The organism is Streptomyces sp. NPDC000594, assembly GCF_040299965.1.
Classification (GTDB): Bacteria; Actinomycetota; Actinomycetes; order Streptomycetales; family Streptomycetaceae; genus Streptomyces.
Genome location: NZ_JBEPCY010000056.1, coordinates 1 through 22,120, shown reverse-complemented (window position 1 = coordinate 22,120; position 22,120 = coordinate 1). Strand labels below are relative to the sequence as shown.

General features: G+C 72.6%; 17 protein-coding genes. 10 read left to right on the top strand and 7 right to left on the bottom strand.

All coding sequences use genetic code 11. From position 1 onward, the window contains the following. Positions 1 to 70: 70 nt before the first annotated feature. Both ABT354_RS36775 and ABT354_RS36770 read right to left on the bottom strand, forming a co-directional pair. Entirely contained in the window at positions 71 to 895 is an 825-nt protein-coding gene (locus tag ABT354_RS36775) for a maleylpyruvate isomerase family mycothiol-dependent enzyme (RefSeq protein WP_351502167.1), read from the bottom strand. A 485-nt stretch (positions 896 to 1,380) separates the two neighbouring features. Further along, a complete protein-coding gene (locus tag ABT354_RS36770; RefSeq protein ID WP_351502165.1) occupies positions 1,381 to 2,097 on the bottom strand; it encodes a hypothetical protein in 717 nt (238 codons plus the stop codon). A 74-nt stretch (positions 2,098 to 2,171) separates the two neighbouring features. Here ABT354_RS36770 and ABT354_RS36765 point away from each other — a divergent pair, with 74 nt between their 5' ends. Continuing rightward, a complete protein-coding gene (locus ABT354_RS36765; protein ID WP_351502163.1) occupies positions 2,172 to 4,001 on the top strand; it encodes an NHL domain-containing thioredoxin family protein in 1,830 nt (609 codons plus the stop codon). A gap of 67 nt (positions 4,002 to 4,068) precedes the next feature. Here the strand turns inward: ABT354_RS36765 and ABT354_RS36760 are convergent, their stop codons facing one another. The 3 genes from ABT354_RS36760 to ABT354_RS36750 all read right to left on the bottom strand — a co-directional run bounded on the left by ABT354_RS36760 (position 4,069) and on the right by ABT354_RS36750 (position 7,935). Further along, positions 4,069 to 4,458 carry a hypothetical protein gene (locus tag ABT354_RS36760; RefSeq protein WP_351502161.1) on the bottom strand — a complete coding sequence of 130 codons (390 nt, stop codon included), beginning with the start codon at positions 4,456 to 4,458 and terminating at the stop codon, positions 4,069 to 4,071. A 93-nt stretch (positions 4,459 to 4,551) separates the two neighbouring features. Beyond that, positions 4,552 to 5,850: a M18 family aminopeptidase gene (locus tag ABT354_RS36755; RefSeq protein WP_351502159.1), complete on the bottom strand. Its 1,299-nt coding sequence runs from the start codon at positions 5,848 to 5,850 to the stop codon at positions 4,552 to 4,554. Positions 5,851 to 6,108: 258 nt separating this feature from the next. Beyond that, complete coding sequence (locus ABT354_RS36750; RefSeq protein WP_351502157.1) at positions 6,109 to 7,935, bottom strand: acyl-CoA dehydrogenase; 1,827 nt, start codon at positions 7,933 to 7,935, stop codon at positions 6,109 to 6,111. 157 nt (positions 7,936 to 8,092) lie between these two features. Here ABT354_RS36750 and ABT354_RS36745 point away from each other — a divergent pair, with 157 nt between their 5' ends. From ABT354_RS36745 to ABT354_RS36735, 3 genes are all read left to right on the top strand, one after another. Continuing rightward, positions 8,093 to 8,551, top strand: coding sequence for an SseB family protein (locus tag ABT354_RS36745; protein ID WP_351502155.1), 459 nt, complete (start codon positions 8,093 to 8,095; stop codon positions 8,549 to 8,551). A gap of 275 nt (positions 8,552 to 8,826) precedes the next feature. Then, positions 8,827 to 9,783: a pirin family protein gene (locus ABT354_RS36740; protein ID WP_351502153.1), complete on the top strand. Its 957-nt coding sequence runs from the start codon at positions 8,827 to 8,829 to the stop codon at positions 9,781 to 9,783. Positions 9,784 to 10,079: 296 nt separating this feature from the next. After that, positions 10,080 to 11,132 (top strand): AI-2E family transporter, encoded by a 1,053-nt coding sequence (locus ABT354_RS36735; protein ID WP_351502151.1) that lies wholly within the window; start codon positions 10,080 to 10,082, stop codon positions 11,130 to 11,132. A 30-nt stretch (positions 11,133 to 11,162) separates the two neighbouring features. Here ABT354_RS36735 and ABT354_RS36730 read toward each other — a convergent pair whose 3' ends face one another. Then, entirely contained in the window at positions 11,163 to 13,286 is a 2,124-nt protein-coding gene (locus ABT354_RS36730; RefSeq protein ID WP_351502149.1) for an ATP-binding SpoIIE family protein phosphatase, read from the bottom strand. A gap of 165 nt (positions 13,287 to 13,451) precedes the next feature. Between ABT354_RS36730 and aspS the strand changes: the two genes are divergently transcribed. The 6 genes from aspS (at position 13,452) to ABT354_RS36700 (ending at position 21,223) form a co-directional block, all read left to right on the top strand. Continuing rightward, positions 13,452 to 15,263 (top strand): aspartate--tRNA ligase, encoded by a 1,812-nt coding sequence (gene aspS / locus ABT354_RS36725; protein ID WP_351502147.1) that lies wholly within the window; start codon positions 13,452 to 13,454, stop codon positions 15,261 to 15,263. Between the two features lie 186 nt (positions 15,264 to 15,449). Next, a complete protein-coding gene (locus tag ABT354_RS36720; RefSeq protein ID WP_351502144.1) occupies positions 15,450 to 16,340 on the top strand; it encodes an intradiol ring-cleavage dioxygenase in 891 nt (296 codons plus the stop codon). A gap of 135 nt (positions 16,341 to 16,475) precedes the next feature. Then, on the top strand, positions 16,476 to 17,012 hold the full coding sequence (locus ABT354_RS36715) for a SigE family RNA polymerase sigma factor (RefSeq protein ID WP_351502142.1): 537 nt from the start codon (positions 16,476 to 16,478) through the stop codon (positions 17,010 to 17,012). Beyond that, positions 16,984 to 17,826, top strand: a complete 843-nt coding sequence (locus ABT354_RS36710; protein ID WP_351502140.1) for a hypothetical protein — start codon at positions 16,984 to 16,986, stop codon at positions 17,824 to 17,826. The genes ABT354_RS36715 and ABT354_RS36710 overlap by 29 nt, the downstream gene beginning before the upstream one ends. Continuing rightward, positions 17,823 to 18,605 carry a L,D-transpeptidase family protein gene (locus tag ABT354_RS36705; protein ID WP_351502138.1) on the top strand — a complete coding sequence of 261 codons (783 nt, stop codon included), beginning with the start codon at positions 17,823 to 17,825 and terminating at the stop codon, positions 18,603 to 18,605. The genes ABT354_RS36710 and ABT354_RS36705 overlap by 4 nt, the downstream gene beginning before the upstream one ends. A gap of 203 nt (positions 18,606 to 18,808) precedes the next feature. Beyond that, positions 18,809 to 21,223 carry an AfsR/SARP family transcriptional regulator gene (locus ABT354_RS36700; protein ID WP_351502136.1) on the top strand — a complete coding sequence of 805 codons (2,415 nt, stop codon included), beginning with the start codon at positions 18,809 to 18,811 and terminating at the stop codon, positions 21,221 to 21,223. Here the strand turns inward: ABT354_RS36700 and ABT354_RS36695 are convergent. Continuing rightward, complete coding sequence (locus ABT354_RS36695; RefSeq protein ID WP_351502134.1) at positions 21,196 to 21,882, bottom strand: helix-turn-helix transcriptional regulator; 687 nt, start codon at positions 21,880 to 21,882, stop codon at positions 21,196 to 21,198. The two genes, ABT354_RS36700 and ABT354_RS36695, sit on opposite strands and share 28 nt — an antisense overlap. Positions 21,883 to 22,120: the final 238 nt, after the last annotated feature.

Below are 22,120 nucleotides of genomic sequence, written 5' to 3'. Positions count from 1 at the left end.
GGGGAAGCGCACCCCGTGACCGGTCCCGTGGCCGGTCGCGGGGTGTCCCGTCTAACCGTCTCCCTGGTCCTCAGGGGGTGATCGCGAAGGCGCCGAGGATCGCCGCGCCCAGCTCCTGGTCCCCGTCCACCTTGATCCGGTCGGCGACGGCCGCGGGTGTCACCCGTCCACAGGCCAGTCGGTAGAAGGTCTCCCAGTCCAGCGAGAGCGAGACCACCGGGCCCAGCGAGGGCGAACCGTCGACGGTGCCCCGGCCGTTCGCGTCCACCCGGACGGTCCGCAGGAACTCCAGCGGCCCGTGCACATCCACCACCACGGCGGAGTTGGGCGGGGCGCCCGCGTCCCGGGCCACCACCTTGGGCAGCGCCTCCAGCAGCAGATCCCGGGTGACATGGGCCCCCGGTGAGTCCAGATTCCCCGGCTGGTGCAGCGCCGCCCGCAGGTCCTGCTCATGCACCCAGCAGTCGAACGCCCGCATCCGCATCGCCAGTTCCAGCGACTGCTCGGCCCCGAGCGGCGCCCGGACCATGGTGTCGGGCCCCCGGCTCTCGTTCCGCAGCTGCCGGGCCCGCCGGATCATCAGATACTCCAGCTCGGCCGTCATCTCCGGCCCGGTGTGATGTCGGCGCACATCCACCTGCACCTCGACATAGCGGGCGAAGTCGCTGCGCATATGGAGCAGATCGCGGGGGAGGGTGTGGATCGGCCGGGGGTCGCCGAGCATCTCCGACTCCATCCCGATCACATGCGAGACCACGTCCCGCACCGACCAGGCGGGGCACGGCGTGACGCGGTTCCACTCCCCCTCCACAAGCGGCTGCACCAGTTCGGCTATCGCCTCGACGGCATGGGTCCAGGCATCGGCATAGGTCTGGAGGCTGGGATGGACGGTCACGGGACCCCTCGGCGGTTCTGCGGGACGCGGGCTGGCTGGCTGGATCGCGGCTGCGGCTCTGCGGCTCTGCGGTGACGGGTGGGTTGCGTGGGAGGCTCGGCTGCTAAGTTACGCCGCCGGGCGGCGGCCCGGCAGTGCTTTCCCTGGACGATCGTAGGCCCGTACCCCCCGGTTGCGCCCGCCCCACCGTCCGTCCCGCCCTCTGTCCTGCCGCCCGCCCCACCGGCCGGGCCCCGGGGTGCCCGCCCTGGATCGCCATCGATCACCGCAAAGGCGAAGTACCAGGTCAAAGCCGGATGAAGGGCCAGGGAGGGTCTGCGCCGCCCTGGCCGCACAGCGCCGGGAAGCCCGTCTCCGGGGCGACCACTTCACGGTCAGCGATGGCAACGTGGAGCTCCGGAACCACCCGCACCCCAAGGAAGCGGCCTGACCTTCCTGCGGGAGTTCTCGGGAATCGCCGTGGTTGAGCGCGCCCAGTGCGGGCGTCAGTCACCGACCTGGTGTTCCACGCGGTGGCGGATGTACTCGTCCGGATGGGACCGGGCTATCGCCACGGCCGCGTCCACCAGATCGTGCAGTTCCGGCGGATAAGCCGACTTCCGGAGCGGCAGGCCCGGCAGGATGCAGCGCCGGACGTCCAGGTGCTCGTTGCTCACGAACTCGCGCAGCGCGGTTTCGTACCACTCGGCCCTCACGGTTGCGGCGTCGTCGGGTTCCGCCGGACCGGTGGCTGCGGAGTGCTCCGCCCGTACGGTGGGCATGCGCAGGGGTAGAGCCGACCAGTACCAGGCATTCGCCGCGCCCGCCCGCTCGAGGTCCGTGCCGGTCCGCAGGTATCCAAGCAGCGAGGCCTGGACCCGCCTGGGCCCGAACGCGTTCAGCGCGGGCTCGAGGAAATGGCGGTTGAAGCTCGGGTCGGGGTCGTAGACGGCTGCCTTGATCAGCGTCTGGAAGGACTTCTCGGAAAGGATCAGCTCCCGGCGGCAGGCCTTGTACAGCGCCGTCCGAGCATGGTTCACCCAGGTTCGTGGATCGCCGGGCTGCGGCTCCCGGGCGACATCGAGCCCGAGGACCCTGACGACCTCCGCCACGCATCCGGCGAACACCTCCTTACGGTCCTCCACCGGCCCCGGCAGCGCCAGGAACCCCTGAACCGTCCGCGCCGTCTCGCCGGCAGTCTTCTCGTCCTCGTCCGTAGCCAAGCTTCGGCCCCCTGTCGCTGGTCCTGCCGTACGGATGTGATCCGGCGTTCATACCAGGATGGCAAGCTTGAAGGATGAACGATGCCGCCCCGGAGCCCACCCCCGCTCCTGCGCCCCGCCGCCGTGCCCGTGTCCGTGCCCCCGAGCTGATCGGCAAGGGCGGCTGGCTCAACACCGGAGGCAAAGAGCTCACCCTCGCCGACTTGCGAGGTAAGTGCGTTGTTGTAGATTTCTGGACCTTTTGTTGCATTAACTGCCTGCATGTCCTGGATGAGTTGCGGGAGCTGGAGGAGAAGCACCGCGACACCCTGGTGATCATCGGGGTGCACTCGCCCAAGTTCGCGCACGAGGCCGAGCACTCCGCCGTGGTCGACGCCGTCGAGCGGTACCAGGTGCACCACCCGGTGCTGGACGATCCCGAGCTGGCGACCTGGAAGCAGTACGCGGTACGGGCCTGGCCCACGCTGGTGGTGATCGACCCCGAGGGGTATGTCGTCGCCCAGCACGCGGGTGAGGGGCATGCGCACGCCATCGCGCGGCTGGTGGCGGAGCTGGAGCGGGAGCACGCGGCCAAGGGCACGCTGCGGCGGGGGGACGGGCCGTATGTGGCGCCGGAGCCGGTCGCGACCGAGCTGCGGTTCCCGGGGAAGGCCGTGGTGACGGCGGACGGCGGCTTCCTGGTCTCCGACACCACCCGCCACCGGCTGGTGGAGCTGGCGCCGGACGGGGAGACCGTGGTCCGGCGGATCGGCGGGGACGGGGAGTTCAACGAGCCGCAGGGGCTGGCGCTGCTGCCCGACGGACGGGTGGCGGTCGCCGACAGCGTCCACCATGCGATCAAGGCGTACGACCCGGCGACGGGGGCGATCACCACGCTCGCCGGGACCGGGCGGCAGTGGTGGCAGGGCTCGCCCACCGAGGGGCCCGCGCGGGAGGTCGATCTCTCGTCGCCCTGGGACCTCGCCTGGTGGGAGGGGAAGCTGTGGATCGCCATGGCCGGGACGCACCAGCTGTGGACCTATGACCCCGCCGCCGACACGGTCGGACTCGCGGCCGGGACCACCAATGAGGGCCTGGTCGACGGAGCCGCCGCCGAGGCGTGGTTCGCGCAGCCGTCGGGTCTGGCGGCGGCCGGGGACCGGCTGTGGATCGCCGACGCGGAGACCTCGGCACTGCGCTGGATCGACACCAGCGGCACCGTGCGCACCGCCGTCGGCACCGGACTCTTCGACTTCGGGCACCGGGACGGGGCGGCGGGGCAGGCGCTCTTCCAGCATCCGCTCGGGGTCACCGCGCTGCCCGACGGTTCGGTCGCGATCAGTGACACGTACAACCACGCCCTGCGCCGCTATGACCCGGCCACCGGTGAGGTGACCACCCTCGCCACCGATCTGCGGGAGCCCTCGGACGCGGTCCTCGTCGGCGAGGACATCGTGGTGGTGGAGTCCGCCCGGCACCGGCTGACCCGGCTGCGGCTGCCGGAGGAGGCGGTACGGGTCGAGGCCGTGGCCCATCGCACCCAGCGGGCCGCCACCGGGATCGCGCCGGGGCCGCTGCGGCTGGAGGTCGTCTTCGAGGCCCCGGCCGGGCAGAAGCTGGACACCCGGTACGGGCCGTCCACCCGGCTGCTGGTCTCGGCCACCCCGCCCGAGCTGCTGCGCTCCGGCGCGGGCGCGGGCAGTGAGCTGGGCCGGGAGCTGGAGATCGACGCCTCGGTGGGCGGCGGGGTGCTCCATGTGTCGGCGATGGCCGCCTCGTGCGACGACGACCCGGCCAACCCGTACCCGGCCTGCCATGTGCACCAGCAGGACTGGGGGGTCCCGGTCGAGGTGGCCGAGGGGGGCGTCCGGCGGCTGCCGCTGGTCCTCGCGGGTCTGGACCGGGAGGACCGGCCGACGGAGTAGCGGGCGGAGCGGGACGGAGGGAGCGCCGGGGCAGGCGGAGCAGGACGAAGGCACGCGGGGGGCCGGCTCAGGGGAGCAGGCCCTGCGCGGCGGAGGGCCGACCGGCGGCCCCGTCCAGACAGCCCGTGACCCAGAGCTTCGGGTTGTACGTGGCCTTCCGCCCCGCCGCGCCCTCGGCCTCCATCCGGACACAGCCGCCGTCCAGCAGCTCGGCGGTGAGCTTTCCGGTGGGGTCGCCCTGGAGGACCCGCTTGCCGTGCAGATAGCCGGCCTCGTAGGTGATGTCCTCGGCCCACGGCGGCCGGTCGTTGTACCGCTGGAGCACCAGCCAGCAGCCGGTCAGCAGCAGGGCGGCCACCGCGCCGAGGACCAGGAGAAGGGTGCGGCGCGGGGGGCCGCTGTGGTGGACGAGGGAGCGCCCGTCGGGCTGAGCGGGCCGGGTGGGGTGGAGGACCATGCCCGGCACTCTGCCGGGCGGGACCTTTCGCGGATGTTTCGCCGCGAGGGGTCCCGACCGGTGGAGCGCGACAAGGCCCTGGCGTGAGCGCCGTCAGCCCCGCAGGAACGCCGTCAGCACATTCGCCAGCAGGAACGGGTCGTCCGCCCCGCACAGCTCCCGCGCGCTGTGCATCGACAGACACGCCACCCCGATGTCCACGGTGTGGATCCCGTGCCGCGCCGCCGTGATCGGTCCGATGGTGGTGCCGCACGGCATCGCGTTGTTGGAGACGAACGACTGCCACGGCACCCCGGCCCGCTCGCACGCCGCCGCGAAGACCGCCCGGCCGTTGCCGTCGGTGGCGTACCGCTGGTTGACATTGACCTTGAGGATCGGTCCGCCGTTGGGGCGCGGGTGGTGCGTCGGGTCGTGGCGCTCCGCGTAGTTGGGGTGGACGGCGTGCCCCACGTCGGAGGAGAGGCAGACCGTGCCCGCGAAGGCGCGCGCCCGGTCCTCGTACCCGCCGCCCCGGGCGAAGACCGACCGCTCCAGGACCGAGCCGAGCAGCGGGCCGTCGGCACCGGTGTCGGCCTGGGAGCCGTTCTCCTCGTGGTCGAAGGCGGCCAGCACCGGGATGTACGGGAGGTCGGGCAGGGCGCTGACGGCGGTGAGCGCGGCCGTGGCGGCGTGGACGGAGAGCAGGTTGTCCAGCCGGGGCGCGGCGAGGAGTTCGCGGTCGCGGCCGAGATAGGCGGGGGCCTCGACGGAGTGGGTCATCAGGTCCCAGCCGCTGACCTCGCCCGCCGGGATGCCGCTCTCCTCCTCCAGGAAGTGCAGGAGATCGCCCTCATGGACCTCGCCCAGCCCCCAGATCGGCTGCATATGGCGCTGCTTGTCCAGCTTGAGGCCGTCCGAGGTGACGGTGCGGTCGAGATGGATCGCCAGCTGCGGTACGCGCAGCAGCGGCCGGTCGACATTGACCAGCCGGTGCGAGCCGTCGCGCAGGGTGAGCCGGCCGGAGATCCCGAGGTCGCGGTCGAGCCAGCTGTTGAGGAGCGGTCCGCCGTAGATCTCGACGGCGATCTGGCGCCAGCCGTGTGCCCCGGCGTCCGGGTCGGGCTTGACCCGGAGGTTGGGGGAGTCGGTGTGCGCGCCGACGATCCTGAAGGGGGTGTGGGTGTCGGCCCCTTCGGGGACGTACCAGGCGATGAGCGCGCCCCCGCGGATGACGAACCTGCCGCCTGCCGACGCGTCCCAGGCGTCCACCTCCCGGACCTGCCGGAATCCGGCCTTCTCCAGTTTCTGGGCGGCGTTCGCCACGGCGTGGTACGGGGACGGCGAGGCGGCCAGGAAGGTCATCAGGTCGTCGGTGTGCCCGCGGTCGAGCCGGAGGGGTGCGCTGGTGCTCATGACGCCCACCTTAACGAGGGGGGTGCGCCGGGGGCGCATGGTTGCGGTTCCACGCCGTGCCCACCGGATCGGGCCCGGGGCGGTGACCCGGTCGGGGCGGTGGCGCGGACGGCTGTCCGTGAGCATACGGACGGCCCGTCCCCCGCGTCGGTCGCGCGGGGGAACGGGCCGGTTCCGGTCGGGCGGCGGGACCCGGAGGCCCCGGTCGGGTGGCGGGACCCGGAGGCCCCGACCCCGGCAGGGCTACCCCGGCAGGGCTCAGAAAGCGGCCTCGTCCAGCTCCATCAGCGTGAGGTCGACCTGCTCGGCGAGACCGCGCTCGACCGAGACCTGGGGCAGGACGTTGGCGGCGAAGAACTTCGCGGCGGCGATCTTGCCCTGGTAGAAGGCGATGTCCTTGCCGGTGGCGCCGGGCAGCTTCTCGGCGGCGACGGCCGCGCCGCGCAGCAGCAGATAGCCGGTGACGACATCGCCGGAGGCCATCAGCAGCCGGGTGGTGTTCAGGCCGACCTTGTAGATGTTCCTGACCTCCTCGCCGGTGGCGATCAGGTCGGTGGTCATGACGCCGACGATGGCCTCCAGGTCGACCGCGGCCCGGGAGAGCGCGTCGCGGGCGCCCGCCAGCTCCTCGCCGCCGGTGCCCACGGCCAGGAACTTCTTGATCTCCTCGGAGAGCGCGTTGAGCGCCTGGCCCTGGTCGCGGACGATCTTCCGGAAGAAGAAGTCCTGGCCCTGGATGGCGGTGGTGCCCTCGTAGAGGGTGTCGATCTTGGCGTCCCGGATGTACTGCTCCAGCGGGTACTCCTGGAGGTAGCCGGAGCCGCCGAAGGTCTGGAGCGCCTGGGCGAGCTGCTCGTAGGAGCGCTCCGAGCCATAGCCCTTGACGATCGGGAGCAGCAGGTCGTTGAGGGCGACCAGCTCGGCGGCGGACTCGCCCGCCGCCTCCTTGACGGCGATCTCGTCCTGGACGGAAGCGGTGTAGAGGACGAGGGAGCGCATGCCCTCGGCGTACGCCTTCTGCGTCATCAGCGCGCGGCGGACATCCGGGTGGTGGGTGATGGTGACCTTGGGCGCGGTCTTGTCCATGAAGTCGACGAGGTCCGAGCCCTGGACGCGCTCCTTGGCGTACTCCAGCGCGTTGAGGTAGCCGGTGGAGAGGGTGGCGATGGCCTTGGTGCCCACCATCATCCGGGCGAACTCGATGATCTTGAACATCTGGCGGATGCCGTCGTGCTTCTCGCCGATCAGCCAGCCCCGGGCGGGGTGGCGGTCGCCGAAGGTCATCTCGCAGGTGTTGGAGGCCTTCAGGCCCATCTTGTGCTCGACATTGGTGGCGTAGACGCCGTTGCGCTCGCCCAGCTCGCCGGTCTCGAAGTCGAAGAGGAACTTGGGTACGAGGAAGAGGGAGAGGCCCTTGGTGCCGGGTCCGGCGCCCTCGGGGCGGGCGAGGACATAGTGGAGGATGTTCTCCGACATGTCGTGCTCGCCCGAGGTGATGAAGCGCTTCACGCCCTCGATGTGCCAGGAGCCGTCCTCCTGCCGGATCGCCTTGGACCGGCCGGCGCCCACATCGGAGCCGGCGTCGGGCTCGGTGAGGACCATGGTGGAGCCCCACTGCCGCTCGACGGCGAACTCGGCGATCCGCTTCTGCTCGTCGGTGCCCTCCTCGTAGAGCAGCCCGGCGAAGGCGGGGCCGGAGGAGTACATCCACAGGGCCGGGTTGGAGCCCAGCAGCAGCTCGGCGTAGGCCCAGACCAGGGAGCGGGGCGCGGTGGTGCCGCCGATGGCCTCGGGGATGCCGAGCCGCCAGTACTCGGACTCCATGAAGGTCCGGTAGCTCTTCTTGAAGGACTCCGGTATCGGCGCGGTGTTGGTCTCCGGGTCGAAGACGGGCGGGTTGCGGTCCGCGTCGGCGAAGGACTCGGCCAGCTCGTTCTCGGCGAGGCGGGCGACCTCCTCCAGGATCGAGACGGCGGTGTCCGTGTCCATCTCGGCGAACGGGCCGGAGCCGTACAGCTTGTCGCGGCCGAGGACCTCGAACAGGTTGAACTCGATGTCACGAAGATTCGACTTGTAGTGCCCCATGGCGACGGCTCCGTAGGTTCGGGAGTCTGTGTCCGGCGGTCGGTGTCCGGCAGTCTGCGTCCAACCCGTCTACCGGCTGGTAGCTACGATGATGCTACCCACCGGTAATAAGCCGCAACCCCCAATCGCCCAACTGTGACTGGTTACTCTTGCCGTCATGTACGGCTACGACCAGAACCAGGGCGCTCACCAGCAGTACGCACCCCAGCAGCCCTACGGGGGTCAGCCTCAGGGCCAGCCGCTGTATCCGGAGCCGTCCCCGCCGTCGCTCGCCGACGCGGTGCGCGCCTTCACCACGGGCACGCTCTCCGCCGAGGACTTCCAGCAGATCTTCGCCACCTCCAAGGTGTACTGCCCGCGCGGCGACAACCCGGGCTTTCTGGCGCTGCACAACACCCAGCAGCCGGTGATCCCGATGTTCACCTCCCTCAAGGAGCTGCGGCGGTACGCGGGCAAGGAGTCCAAGTACTTCGTGATCACGGGTGCGGAGGTGATCGATCTGCTGCCCACCGGGTACGGCTTCGTCCTCGACATGGAGGGGGAGCACCGGATGGTCTTCGACGCGAAGGCCGTGGAGCAGATGGTCGACTTCGCGATGCGCCGTATGTACGGGTGAGCATGCGGATGTGCGAGATGTACGGGTGAGCGGGATGTACGGGTAAAGGCGCCCATGAGGGGGATGTGCCGTATGGATGGGTGATACGGCGGTGCGCGCGGCGGTCGCGCGCCCGCGCGCGCACCCCGTGCGGCGCCCCCCTCCGGGGTGGTCGCTCACCCCACCGATGACGGTCACCGGGAGACGCCCGGGAGGAATACCTCCCGGGCGTCCGTCGTTCCCACTGGCGGGAAGTTCAGTATTCAACTAAACTTCTCGTACAAGGAGGTCGTCCCATGCCCGCTGTGACTGTCGAGAACCCGCTCACCCTGCCGCGCGTCGCCGCCCCCGCCGAGGCGGTGTCCCGCCCGGTGCTCGCCGTGACCACCGCCCCCAGCGGCTTCGAGGGGGAGGGTTTCCCGGTGCGGCGCGCCTTCGCCGGGATCAACTACCGCTACCTCGACCCGTTCATCATGATGGACCAGATGGGAGAGGTGGAGTACGCCCCCGGGGAGCCCAAGGGCACCCCCTGGCACCCCCACCGGGGCTTCGAGACCGTCACCTACCTGATCGACGGAACCTTCGTCCACCAGGACAGCAACGGTGGTGGCGGAACGATCCAGAACGGCGACACCCAGTGGATGACCGCCGGCTCCGGACTGCTCCACATCGAGGCGCCGCCGGAGGAGCTGGTCACCTCCGGCGGGCTCTTCCACGGACTCCAGCTGTGGGTGAACCTTCCCGCCGCCGACAAGATGATGGACCCCCGCTACCAGGACATCCGGGGCGGCCAGGTCCAGCTGCTCACCTCCCCCGACGGCGGTGCGCTGCTCCGGGTCATCGCCGGTGAGCTGGACGGCCATGAGGGTCCCGGCATCACCCACACCCCGATCACCATGATCCACGCCACCCTCCGTCCGGGCGCGCAGATCACCCTGCCCTGGCGCGAGGAGTTCAACGGTCTCGCCTATGTCCTCGCCGGACGGGGCTCCGTGGGCACCGAGCGGCGGCCCGTCCACCAGGGCCAGACCGCCGTCTTCGGCGACGGCGGCGCGCTCACCGTCCGCGCGGACGAGACCCAGGACGGGCACACCCCGGACCTGGAGGTCGTCCTGCTGGGCGGGCGTCCCATCCGGGAGCCCATGGCCCACTACGGCCCGTTCGTGATGAACACCCAGGACGAGCTGCGCCAGGCGTTCGACGACTTCCAGGCGGGTCGCCTGGGGAGCGTCCCCGCCGTGCACGGCATGTGACACGCCCGGCCGGATGGCCCGCTCCGCCCCCCCGGGGAGCGGGCCATCGCCGCGTGATGGGTGCCGAGGGCCCCGCCGGACGACCGGCGGGGCCCTCACCCGTACCGGAGCGCCGCTCTCGTACCGGAGCGTCGATCCTGTGCCGGAGCACCGCTCTCGCACCGGAGCGTCGATCCCGTGCCGGAGCGCTGCTCTCGTACCGGACCACCGCTCTCGTACGGGAGCACGGTCCCCGAGGTCACCCGTACGGGCGCCGTGCACGGGCCCCGGGGGTTACGTCATGGTCGGCTGGAGGCGTGCGCACCCTTCTGCCCGAGCCGGTACGGCGCCTCGCCGCCTGGTGTGTCGTCGTGCTGCTGGTCGCCGGGGTCGGCGCGGTGGGGCTCTGGCTGGTGGGGACCTTCCGGATCGCGGTCACCCCGGTCCTGCTCGCCCTGCTCGGGACGGCGCTGCTCGGCCCGCTCTACCGGCGGCTGCGCGCCATGAAGGTGCACCGCTCCCTCGCCGCCGGGCTGACCTGCGCCGCCGTGCTCTGTGTGGTGGGCGGCGCGATGTACATCATCGTCAAGGTGCTGGTCGACAACGGTCCGCAGATCCTCTCCTCGCTGCGGGACGCGGTCCAGGGGGTCACCGGCCACTTCGGCGCCGGGACCTCGCTCGCCGATCTCGCCGGCAACACCAAGGACCTGCTGGCCAAGTTCGGCGGTACGGCGGCGTCGGGCGTGCTCAGCGGGTTGAGCCTGGTGGGCGAGGTGATCGCCACGGCGATCCTCGCGCTGCTGCTGATCTTCTTCTTTCTGCGGGACTCGGACCGGGCGACGGCGCTCGCCCACTCCCTCGCCCCCGGCCAGGGCGGCACGATGCTGGAGGAGATGGGCCGCCGGGCCTTCAACGCGGTCGAGGGCTTCATGCGGGGGACCACCCTCATCGCCCTCATCGACGCGGTGCTGATCACGGCGGGGCTGCTGGTCCTGCGGGTGCCGGGGGCGGTGGGCCTGGGCGCGCTGGTCTTCGTCGGCGCGTACATCCCGTATCTGGGCGCCTTCATCTCCGGCGCGGTGGCGGTGCTGGTCGCGCTGGCCGACCGGGGGTGGGTGATCGCGCTCTGGGCGCTGGGCGTGGTCCTCGCGGTGCAGCTGCTGGAGGGGCATGTCCTCCAGCCGATGATCCAGAGCCGTACGGTCCAGATGCACCCGGCGGTGGTGATGCTGGCGATCACGGCGGGGGCGGGGGTGGCGGGCATCCTCGGGATGCTGCTGGCGGTGCCGGTGGTGGCGGCGGCGTTCGGGGTGCTGGGGGTGCTCCGGGAGCGGTACGAGAGCCCGCCCCCCGACGTCACGAAGCCCTGAGCCGCTCCGTACCCGTACCGCCGTCCCCGGCTACTCCGTCCCGTCCGCCGCGCCCTGCGTACCCGTACCCGCCACCGGCTTGCCCGGCTCATGCAGCTCAAACCAGATCGACTTGCCCTCGCCCCGGGGATCGACCCCCCACGCGTCCGCCAGCATCTCCATCAGCACCAGCCCCCGCCCGGAGGAGGCCAGCTCCCCGGGGCGCCGCTTGTGCGGCAGGTCGTCACTGCTGTCGGCGACCTCCACCCGCAGGGTGCGGGCCCCCTCGCCGCAGGTCACCTCGGCCACCAGCAGGGCGCTGCCGTCCGTGTGCACCAGCACATTGGTGGCCATCTCGGAGACCATCAGCACCGCCGAGTCCACCTGCTCCTCGTCGGCCCAGTCGTGCAGCAGCCCGCGCACCTGCTCCCGCGCGACGGCGATCTTCTCCGGCTCCGCCTGGGCGATGGTCATCGCGGTGCGGCGCGGCGCCTCGCGCGGCACCCCCTCCTCCACCGCCACCCGGGAGAGCAGCACCAGCGCCACATCGTCCTCGCGCCGGTCGGCCAGCGGCCCGGTGGTGTAGTGCGAGGAGGGGCCGTGCACCGCCTGCACCAGGGAGTCCGCCAGCTCCTCCAGGGAGTGCCGCGCCGGGTTCTCCAGTACCGCCCGCAGCCGCGCCCAGCCGGTGTCCAGATCGTGCCCGCCGGTCTCCAGCAGACCATCGGTGCAGATCATCATCGTTTCTCCGGGTTCCAGGTCGATCCGGGTGGTCGGATAGTCCGAGTCCGGGTCGATCCCCAGCGGCAGCCCGCCCTCGGTGGGCAGTACCAGTACCGTGCCGTCCGCCATCCGCACCGCCGGCTCCGGATGTCCGGCGCGGGCCATCTCGACCCCGCCCGAGGCCGGGTCCACCTCCAGATAGAGGCAGGTCGCGAAGCGCGGCCCGGCGTGGTCGGAGCTGTCGTACGTATCGGTGATGCCATGCAGGAAGCGGGAGGCGCGGGAGAGCACCGCGTCCGGCCGGTGGCCCTCGGAGGCGTACGCCCGCAGCGCGATCCGCAGCTGGCCCATCAGCCCGGCGGCCCGGACGTCATGGCCCTGCACATCCCCGATGACCAGGGCGATCCGTCCCGACGGCAGCGGGATCATGTCGTACCAGTCGCCGCCGACCTGGAGCCCCCCGCCGGTCGGCACATAGCGGGCGGCGACCTCCATCCCCGGGATCGCGGGCCCGAGGACCGGCATCATCGACCGCTGGAGCCCCAGCGACAGCTCCCGCTCGGACTCGGCGACCCCGGCCCGGGTCAGCGCCTGGGCCAGCATCCGGGCCACCGTGGTCAGCACCGACCGCTCGTCGGGGGTGAAGGCCACCGGATGCCGGAAGGCCGCCAGCCAGGCGCCCATCGTCCGGCCCGCGACGATCAGCGGCAGATACGCCCAGGACTGCCGGCCCAGCCGCTGCGCCAGCGGCCAGCTGGTGGGATAGCGGCGGTTGTACTCCTCGGGGCTCGGCAGATAGACCGCCCGTCCGGTGCGGACCACCTCCGCCGCCGGGTGGTCGGTGTCCAGCCGCATATCGCTGAAGGGGTCCCCGCCGGCGCTCTGGTGACCGTGCTGGCCGATGATCGTCAACCGGTCGCCCGCCGCGCCGAAGACGGCGAGACCGTCCGGCGAGAACCCCGGCATGGAGAGCGAGGCCGCCACCCGCAGCACCTCGGCGGTGGACCGGGCCTCCGCCAGCGCCCGCCCCGCGTCCAGCAGGAACGCCTCCCGGGAGCGGCGCCAGTCACCGGTGATGGGGGTGCGCGCGGCGGTGCCCTCGGTCGGCTCGGCGACCTCCTGGAGGGTCCCGTTCAGCAGATAGGAGCCGTCCCGCAGGACCGGCTTGGACCGGCTCCGTACGGTGCGCAGCACCCGGCCCTCGTCGTCGACGACCCGCAGCCGTCCCTCGGCCAGGGTCCCCTCGGCGATGGCGAGGGAGACCACGCCGTTGATCTCGTTCCAGTCGACGGGGTGGAACCGTGCCCGGATGACCGACTCGGGGACGGTACGGGCGTCGGGCGGCAGCTCCAGCAGCCGGGCGGCCTCGGCGTCGAGCGTGACCGTCCCTGCCCCGTTGTCCCACCGCCACAGGCCGGTCGCGATGGCGGCCAGGACATCCTCGGTGCGCATTGCCTCACTTTATTCCGATCCGTGGCCGGGTCACCTCCCGGTACCACCCACGGGGGACACGGTGACCCGGCATGTTGTGTATATGCCAATGAGCGGGTGGGGGGCCGGGCGGTAACCTGGATGGGCCCGGCCTCACCCAAAATCACCAAGACTGGATGAACGACGATGCATCGGTACAGGTCACACACGTGCGGCGAGCTCCGCGCCTCTGACGTCTCCTCCGACGTCCGGCTGAGCGGCTGGCTGCACAATCGCCGAGACCTGGGCGGCATCCTCTTCATCGATCTCCGCGACCACTACGGCATCACCCAGCTGGTCGCCCGTCCGGGCACCCCGGCGAACGAGGCGCTGAGCCACCTCACCAAGGAGACCGTCGTCCGGGTCGACGGCCGGGTCGTCAGCCGTGGCGCGGACAACGTCAACCCCGAGCTGCCCACCGGCGAGATCGAGATCGAGGTCTCCGGCGTCGAGGTGCTGGGCGCCGCCCAGCAGATCCCGTTCACCATCAACGCCGACGACGGTGTCAACGAGGAGCGGCGCCTGGAGTACCGCTTCCTCGATCTGCGCCGTGAGCGCATGCACCGCAACATCATGCTGCGCACCGCCGTCATCTCCGCCATCCGGCACAAGATGACCGCCCTCGGCTTCAACGAGATGGCGACCCCGATCCTCACCGCGACCTCCCCCGAGGGCGCGCGTGACTTCGTGGTCCCCTCCCGGCTCAACCCGGGCAAGTTCTACGCCCTGCCGCAGGCGCCGCAGCAATTCAAGCAGCTGCTGATGATCGCGGGCTTCGACCGCTACTTCCAGATCGCGCCCTGCTTCCGCGACGAGGACGCCCGCGCCGACCGCTCCCCCGGCGAGTTCTACCAGCTCGACGTGGAGATGAGCTTTGTCGAGCAGGAGGATGTCTTCCGCCCGATCGAGCGGCTGATGACCGAGCTGTTCGAGGAGTTCGGCGGGGGCCGTCATGTCACCTCGCCGTTCCCGCGCATCCCGTTCCGCGAGTCGATGCTGAAGTACGGCAGCGACAAGCCGGACCTGCGGGCCGAGCTGGAGCTGGTGGACATCACCGATGTCTTCGAGGGCTCGGAGTTCAAGGCGTTCGCGGGCAAGCACGTCCGTGCGCTGCCGGTGCCGGATGTCGCCGCCCAGTCCCGCAAGTTCTTCGACGGGCTCGGCGACTTCGCCGTCTCGCTCGGCGCCAAGGGCCTGGCCTGGGTCCGGGTCGCCGAGGACGGTCCCCCTGCGCCTGGCGGCGCGGGAGGTACCCCCACCCTCTCCGGCCCGATCGCCAAGTTCCTCACCGAGGAGAACGTCAAGGTCCTCACCGAGCGCCTGGGCCTCGCCGCCGGGCACGCCGTCTTCTTCGGCGCCGGTGACTTCGACGAGGTCTCCAAGATCATGGGCGGGGTCCGGGTCGAGGCCGCCAAGCGCGCCGGTCACTTCGTGGACGGTGAGTTCCGCTTCTGCTGGATCGTCGACTTCCCGATGTACGAGAAGGACGAGGAGACCGGCCGGATCGACTTCTCCCACAACCCCTTCTCCATGCCGCAGGGCGGGATGAAGGACCTGGAGGAGAAGGACCCGCTGGACATCCTCGCGTGGCAGTACGACATCGTCTGCAACGGCATCGAGCTGTCCTCCGGCGCCATCCGGAACCACGAGCCCGAGATCATGCTGAAGGCGTTCGAGATCGCCGGGTACGAGCGCGAGACCGTCGAGCAGGAGTTCGCGGGCATGCTCCGCGCCTTCCGTCTCGGCGCCCCGCCGCACGGTGGTATCGCCCCGGGTGTCGACCGGATCGTGATGCTCCTGGCCGATGAGCCCAACATCCGCGAGACGATCGCCTTCCCGCTCAACGGCAACGCCCAGGACCTGATGATGGGCGCGCCGACGGTGCTGGAGGAGGCCCGGCTGCGCGAGCTGAACATCGCGCTGCGCAAGCCCCCGGCGAAGCCGTCCGCCGGCGAGTGATCCCGTAGGACCTCGCGTCCAGTGCCCCGAGCCCCCGGGCCCGTACCGCTCTCCGGTACGGGCCCGGGGCCGTTCCGCCCCCGGAGGCCCCCGGGGTGTTCCCCGGCCTTTTCGCGGCTTTTCTCACAGCTCGCGCACAGCCCGTTCCCATCGGCGCCATGGGACGGATCGGTACCGTCGCGGCGCATGAACGCACAGGACATGCCCAGACGCCGCTTCGTCCGTACGGGAGGGTCGGCCGCGGTGGTGTCGCTGATCGCCCTCGCCACCGGGTGCGGGGGTGACGACAGCGACCGGTCCCCGACGGCCGGTCCCGGTTCCGGTTCCGGTCCCGGTTCCGGTCCCGGCTCCGGCTCCGGCTCCGGCTCGGATTCCGGTTCCGGCTCTGGATCCGGCTCTGGCTCCGGTTCGGTCTCTGCCGATGGCTGCTACCGGCTCACCGCCCAGCACACCGAAGGCCCCTACTACATCGACGCCGACCGGATCCGGCGGGACATCACCGAGGACCGTGACGGCATACCTCTCGACCTCCGGCTCACCGTGGTCGACTCCACCGCCTGTGAGCCGCTGGCCGGTGCCGCCGTCGACATCTGGCACTGTGACGCGCTCGGCCTCTACTCCGGCTTCGAGAGCGCAAGCCGGGGCGGCGCCGGGGGCGGCGGGCGGCCGACCGACAGCGCACGCTATCTGCGCGGCACCCAGATCACCGACGCCCGGGGAGCGGTCCGCTTCACCACCGTCCTCCCCGGCTGGTACCGGGGCCGCTGCGTCCATATCCACACCAAGGTCCATGTGGACGGCGTCCTCAGGGATTCCGGATACGAGGGCGGCCGCACCTGCCACACCGGTCAGCTCTTCCTCCCGGAGGACGCCGTGGCGGAGTCCCTGCGCGTCGCCCCGTACGCCACCAGCACCACCGAGCGCACCACCCTGGAGGAGGACGGCATCTACCGGCGCGGGGGCGGGGGCACCACCGCCGGACTGCTCGCCCTGGAGTGGAGCAAGGGAAGGATCGCCCGGGGGGTCACCGGGAGCCTCACCCTCGCCGTCGACCCCGACGCGGCGGACGAGGGCTGACCCCTCGCGGACGGCCGTCCGCGGACGACGCGCGGGCGGTCACCGGTGGACGACTTCCGGCCCGGGGCAACCCGTACCCCGCCCCAACGCGTTGTCCCCATGTGAACAACGGAGGACAGAAGTGGGGGCGGTGACATGGGTCCGATAGCCGACGAGGGCTTCGAGGCGTTCGTCGCCGCACGCGGGCCACGGCTGCTGCGCGTGGCCTGGCTGCTGACCGGCGACGCCCATCTGGCCGAGGACCTGCTCCAGACGGTCCTGGCGAAGGTCTGGCCCAAGTGGCACCGGATCGCCGCCGACAGCCCCGAGGCGTATGTCCGCAAGGCGCTGGTCCACACCCATGCCAGCTGGTGGCGGCGGCGCTGGCGCGGCGAGGTCCCGCACGGGGAGCTGCCCGACGCGGTGGGCACCCAGAACGCCTATGACTCGGTCGACCTGGAGCAGAGCCTCGCCCACGCCATCCGCTCGCTGCCCGTGCGACAGCGCGCGGTGGTGGTCCTGCGCTACTTCGAGGACCTGAGCGTCGAGGACACCGCGGCGACCCTCGGCTGTGCGCCGGGCACGGTCAAGAGCCAGGCGGCCAAGGCACTGAGCACCCTGCGGGAACGACTTCCGGCCGTGATCGAGTCCGAGGAGGGGACCGATGACCACATCTATGCGCGATCCGCTTGAGCGGGCCGAGGAAGAGCTGCGCACCCTGCTGGAGCGGGGCGCCCCCCGGAACGCCGCGCCCGACGGACGCCTGGCCCAGATCCGGACCCGGGTCGTCCGGCGCCGGCAGCGGCGCGCGGGTGCCGCCGTGCTGGGCGCGGTGGCGCTGGCGGTGGTGGGGATGCTCGTCCCGCAGAGCCTGCGGGACGAGCCACGGGCCCTGCCGCCCGCCGCGCCACCACCCCTGATGCCGCCGCAGGAGCACGATGTGCGCTTCCTGGACCAGCGGGGGCTCACCGTGAGCGTCCCGGTCGGCTGGCACACCCTGGAGATCGGTGAGGACTATCAGCCCCTCTCGCTCTCCGGCGGCTTCATCAGCACCCAGCCGCTCACGGCCCGGCCGCCGTCCTGTGCCCCGGTGGACGAGGGGCCCTGCCCCGCGCTGGACCGGCTCGGCCCGCGCGATGTGGTGATCAGGGTCTCCGGCGTCAAGGCCGTCGCCGAGGGCTGGAACACCCAGCCCCTCCAGCGGCAGCGGCTCACCGACGGCTGGTGCGAACAGGTCGGCGGTGCGGCCACCTACGTCAGGACCTTCGCCGTCGCGCGGAAGCAGGGCGATGTCGCCGCGGTGGTGTCGGTCTGCGCGGGCGAGAACCTCTCCAGCGCCACCCTCGGCTCCGCCCGTACCGTCGTCGACAGTCTGCGCTTCGACGCCGGGAAGGCCGGGACCGCCGGAAGCACCGCCACGGCACCCCAGGCAGTCGTCCCCGGGAAGCGGACCACTGTCGTGGCGGAGAAGGAGCCGGGGAGCGGGAGCTGGGGCAGCGGCTCATGACCCCACCGCACCCCGAGCGCACCCTCTCCCGGCGGGGGTTCGTCACCTCGCTCACCGCCGGTGCCCTGGTCACCGGCGCCATCGGCGTCACCGGCTGTACCGACGGCGGGGCCGGCCGGGCGGCGGCCCCCTCCCCGGAGACCACCCCCGGTGCCCAGCGGGCCTCCCCCGTCCGGGAGACCCGCCGGGTGATACCCGGGCTCGGCCCCCGGACGATGCGGAGCATCGGCGACGACGCCCGTCAGGTCTTCGTCGTCACCGCGGCGGACGGCGACGCCAACCGCGCCACCGCCCTGCTCTACGAGCGCCACCCCACCCGGGGCTGGCAGCGCACCGCCGGGCCCTGGTCCGCCCGCAACGGCTACCGGGGCTGGACCGACGACCACCGCATGGGCGATCTGCGCACCCCCATAGGGGTCTACCGGCTCACCGACGCGGGCGGGCTGCTGCCCGACCCGGGCACCGAACTCCCCTATGACCAGGGGCGGCACTTCACCCCGCCGGACCGGCTCAGCCATGAGGGCCGCTCGCTGCGGGGCGCCTTCGACCATGTCGTCGCGATCAACTACAACCGGGTGGCGGGGCGTTCCCCGTACGACTTCACCCGGCCGGAGGGCACCGCCAAGGGCGGCGGGATCTGGATCCATGTCGACCACTCCAGCGCCACCTCGGGCTGTATCGGCATCTCCCGCCCGAGGATGGCCGAACTCCTGCGCCGGCTCGACCCCGGCGACCGTCCCGTGATCGCGATGGGCCCCGTGGCGTCGCTGGCGCGCTGACCCCTCCGGGACGCCCGGCACCTCCGGCACCTCCGGGACCTCCGGGACGCCCGGAATCCCCGGCCCGCGCGGCTGGGGGAACGCTGTGGGTGGCTGTGAGTTGACTGTCGATCACCCTGGTGAGTCTCGTCCCCCGAGGTCTTTACGGGCAGCATGGCTGGTCCGGCCGGACAGGACGGAGCGGCTGCTTCAGGGGGGCTCCCATGACCGCGGACCACCACACCATGCTGCGGTTCGCCGTGCTCGGCCCGGTGCGCGGCGCCCTCGGCGGGGAACCGCTGCGCCTCGGCCCGCCCCAGCAGCGGGCCGTCCTGGCCCAGCTGCTGCTGAGCCGGGGCGGCGCGGTCTCCCTGCCGGAGCTGCTGGAAGGGCTCTGGGGCCAGCGGGTGCCCGCCCGTGCCGTCGGGGTCCTGCGTACCTATGTCTTCCGGCTGCGGGGCCTGATCGAGCCCGGACGGCCCGCCCGGGTCCCGGCGGCCGTCCTGGTCAACGCCGGGGACGGCTACGCGCTGCGGCTGCCGCCCCAGGCGCGGGACGGGATCGACGCCGAACGACTGGAGCGGCTCACCGCGTCGGCGGCGGGACTCCGCGCGGCGGGCGACCTCCGCGCCGCCCATGGCGAGCTGACCCGGGCCCTCGCGCTCTGGGGCGGCACCCCGCTGGCGGGGCTGCCGGGACCGCACGCCCACCGCCAGCGCGACCGGCTCACGGAGCTGTGGCTCGCCGCCCGTGAGGACCACTTCGAGACCGCGCTCGGCCTCGGGCTCCACACCACGATCGTGGGGCCGCTGCGGGCCTTCGCCGCGGAGCACCCGCTGCGGGAGCGGACCCAGGCGCTGCTGATGCTCGCCCTGCACCGGGCGGGCCGCCAGGCCGACGCCTTCACGGTGTACGAGACGGCCCGCCGCACCCTCAGGGACGAGCTGGGCGTCGCCCCCGGCCTCGAACTCCGCACCCTCCGCACCCGCCTCCTGGACACCCCTGACCTGCCCCCGCCCCCGTCCGGGGGTCCGGCCGCCCCGGCTTCGGCAGGAGCGCGGGTTCCGGACGGGCCCGCCGACAGGGGCCCCGCGGCCCTCGACGGGCCGGTCGCGACGACGGGGCACAGCGGCTCGTACCCCACGGCTGCCCTGCCGGGCCCCGGACCCGGGGTCGCGGACGCGCCGGGTTCCGGAGCCCCATCCGCCGGGGGTACGGGGGTGCCCGAGCCCGCCGGGGCCGCCGGGCGCGGGGTCGCGTACGCCGTGGCGTCGGGCTCTCCGGGCGGTGGGGGATCCGGCCGGCTTCCGGTGCCGGGTTCCGGAGACCTGTACTCCCCGGGTACGGGGGTGCCCCAGCCCGCCGGAGCGGAGGCCGTCCGGCCGGGACCGGCGGGGGCCGCGACGGGGCACGGGCTCCCGTACGCCATCGCACCGGGCCCGGCGGGGATCGTGCCCGGCGGCGGGAGCCACGGCGAGATGCCGGAGCCGCCGGGCACCGGGGAAGCGCCAGGGTGCTGCTGCGTCGGACACGGCACCGGGCGGGCGCCCGCGCAGCTCGACGCCGCCGTGGGGGACTTCCGGGACCGGGCCAGGGAGGAGGCCCGGCTGCGCCTGAGGCTGCGGGCCGCCGCCGCCGGGCGGACGATGGCCGTCGCCGTCCTCACCGGCCCCCCGGGCATCGGCAAGACCGCGCTCGCCCTCCAGGCCGCCCACGCCGTCCGAGACCTCTTCCCCGGCGGACAGCTCCACGCCGACCTCGCCGGAGCCGACCTCGACCTCGTACTCGCCCGGCTGCTGCGCACCCTCGGCGTCCCCGGGCACGCACTGCCGCACGGCACCGCCCCGCGCGCCGCCCTCTACCGTTCGCTGCTCGCCGGACGCCGGGTCCTGATCGTCCTCGACAACGCCCGCTCCACCGCCCAGCTCCGCCCGCTGCTCCCCGGCTCGCCCGGCTGCGCGGTCCTGGTGACCAGCGGCTCCCGGGCCATCGCCGTCCCCGGAGCCCTCCGTCTCGACCTCGCCCCCCTCACCGAGGCGGGCGCCACCGCCCTCCTCGGCGCGGTCGCCGGGCGCCGCCGGGTCGCCGCCGAACCCGGTGCCGTACGGGAGCTGCTGCGCGCCTGCGACCGCTTCCCGCTCGCCGTGCGGATCGCCGCCGACCGGCTCGCCGCCCGCCCCCACTGGAAGGTCGCCGACCTCGCCGCCCGCCTCCGCGACGAGGACCACCGCCTGGACGAGCTGCGGATCGACGGCACCGGTGTGGCCGACGCCTTCCGCCCGGCCCAGGAGGGACTGGACCCGGCGCTCACCCGCGCCTTCGCACTGCTCTCCGTCATCGATCTGCCCGCCTTCGGCCGGGGCACCGCCGCCGCCCTGCTCGGGGTCGCCGAGGACGAGGCCGGGCACCTCCTGGAGAGCCTGGTCGACCGGGCGCTCCTGGAGACCCCGGGCGCCGACCGCTACCGCAGCCATGACCTGGTGCGCCTGGTCGCCCGCCGGGAGCTGGCCCGCCGCCCCGACGGCCGCCGGGAGCGGGACGCGGCCCTGCGCCGGCTGATCGCCCCGGCCCGCCGCCGGGCACGGAGCGCGCGCGGGCCGGAGCGGCACGGTCAGATGTACCCCTCCCGCAGCGCGTAGGCCACCGCGTGCGCCCGGTTGGTCAGCCGCAGCCGGGTCATCAGCGCGTGCAGGATGTTCTTCACGGTCCGCTCCGAGTACGCCAGCTTCTCCGAGATCTGCCGGGTGTCCAGCCCCTCCGCCACCAGCCGCACCACCGCGATCTCCCGCGAGGCCATCCCGAAGAGCGGGCCCGCCGCCGCGCCCGCGCCCTGGGCGCTCTCCTGCGACCGCTGCAACCGGCCCATCTGCGCCAGCAGCCGGCCGATCAGATCGGCGGGCAGCTCGCCCTCCCCCCGCGCCGCGCTGTGCACGGCGGTCAGTAACCGCTGCTCGGTCGCCTGGTGCCGCCAGAGGATCACCCGTACACCGGATTCGACCACCGTCAGCAGATCGGGTTCCCGCAGCTCCCGGGCGATCAGCACCACCTGGCTGCCGCCCGCCCGCAGCGTCCGGCGCAGCTCGGCGCGGGTCGGGTCGTCGAGCCGGTCGATCAGCATCACCGCCACCCGTGCCGCCCGCGCGGGCACGGACGGCGGCGGTGGCGGGGGCGTTGTCGTCGCCGTCTCGCGCACCACCTCGACGCTGGGCTGCCGCTGGAGGTGGCTCATCACCCCGGCGCGGCTCAGCGGGTCCTTGGCGTGGACGGTCACCGTGACACGTTGCGCGATCACGTTCATCAACGGGCGCTCCTCGTGTAGGGCCCCGGCGGGGGCACCGTCAGGCTAGGAGCGCCGGATCTACGGCCGATCGACAGGGGATCGCCGCCCCGTGAACGCACCGGGCGGGCACCCGGGAACGGCCGTGGGGGGGGGGGGGGGGGGGTGGGGGGGGGGGGGGGGCCCCCCCGCAAACGCCCCAAACAAACAGCACAACGGAAGTCGGAACGGGACGAAAGCCGATATTCAACAAGAAAGA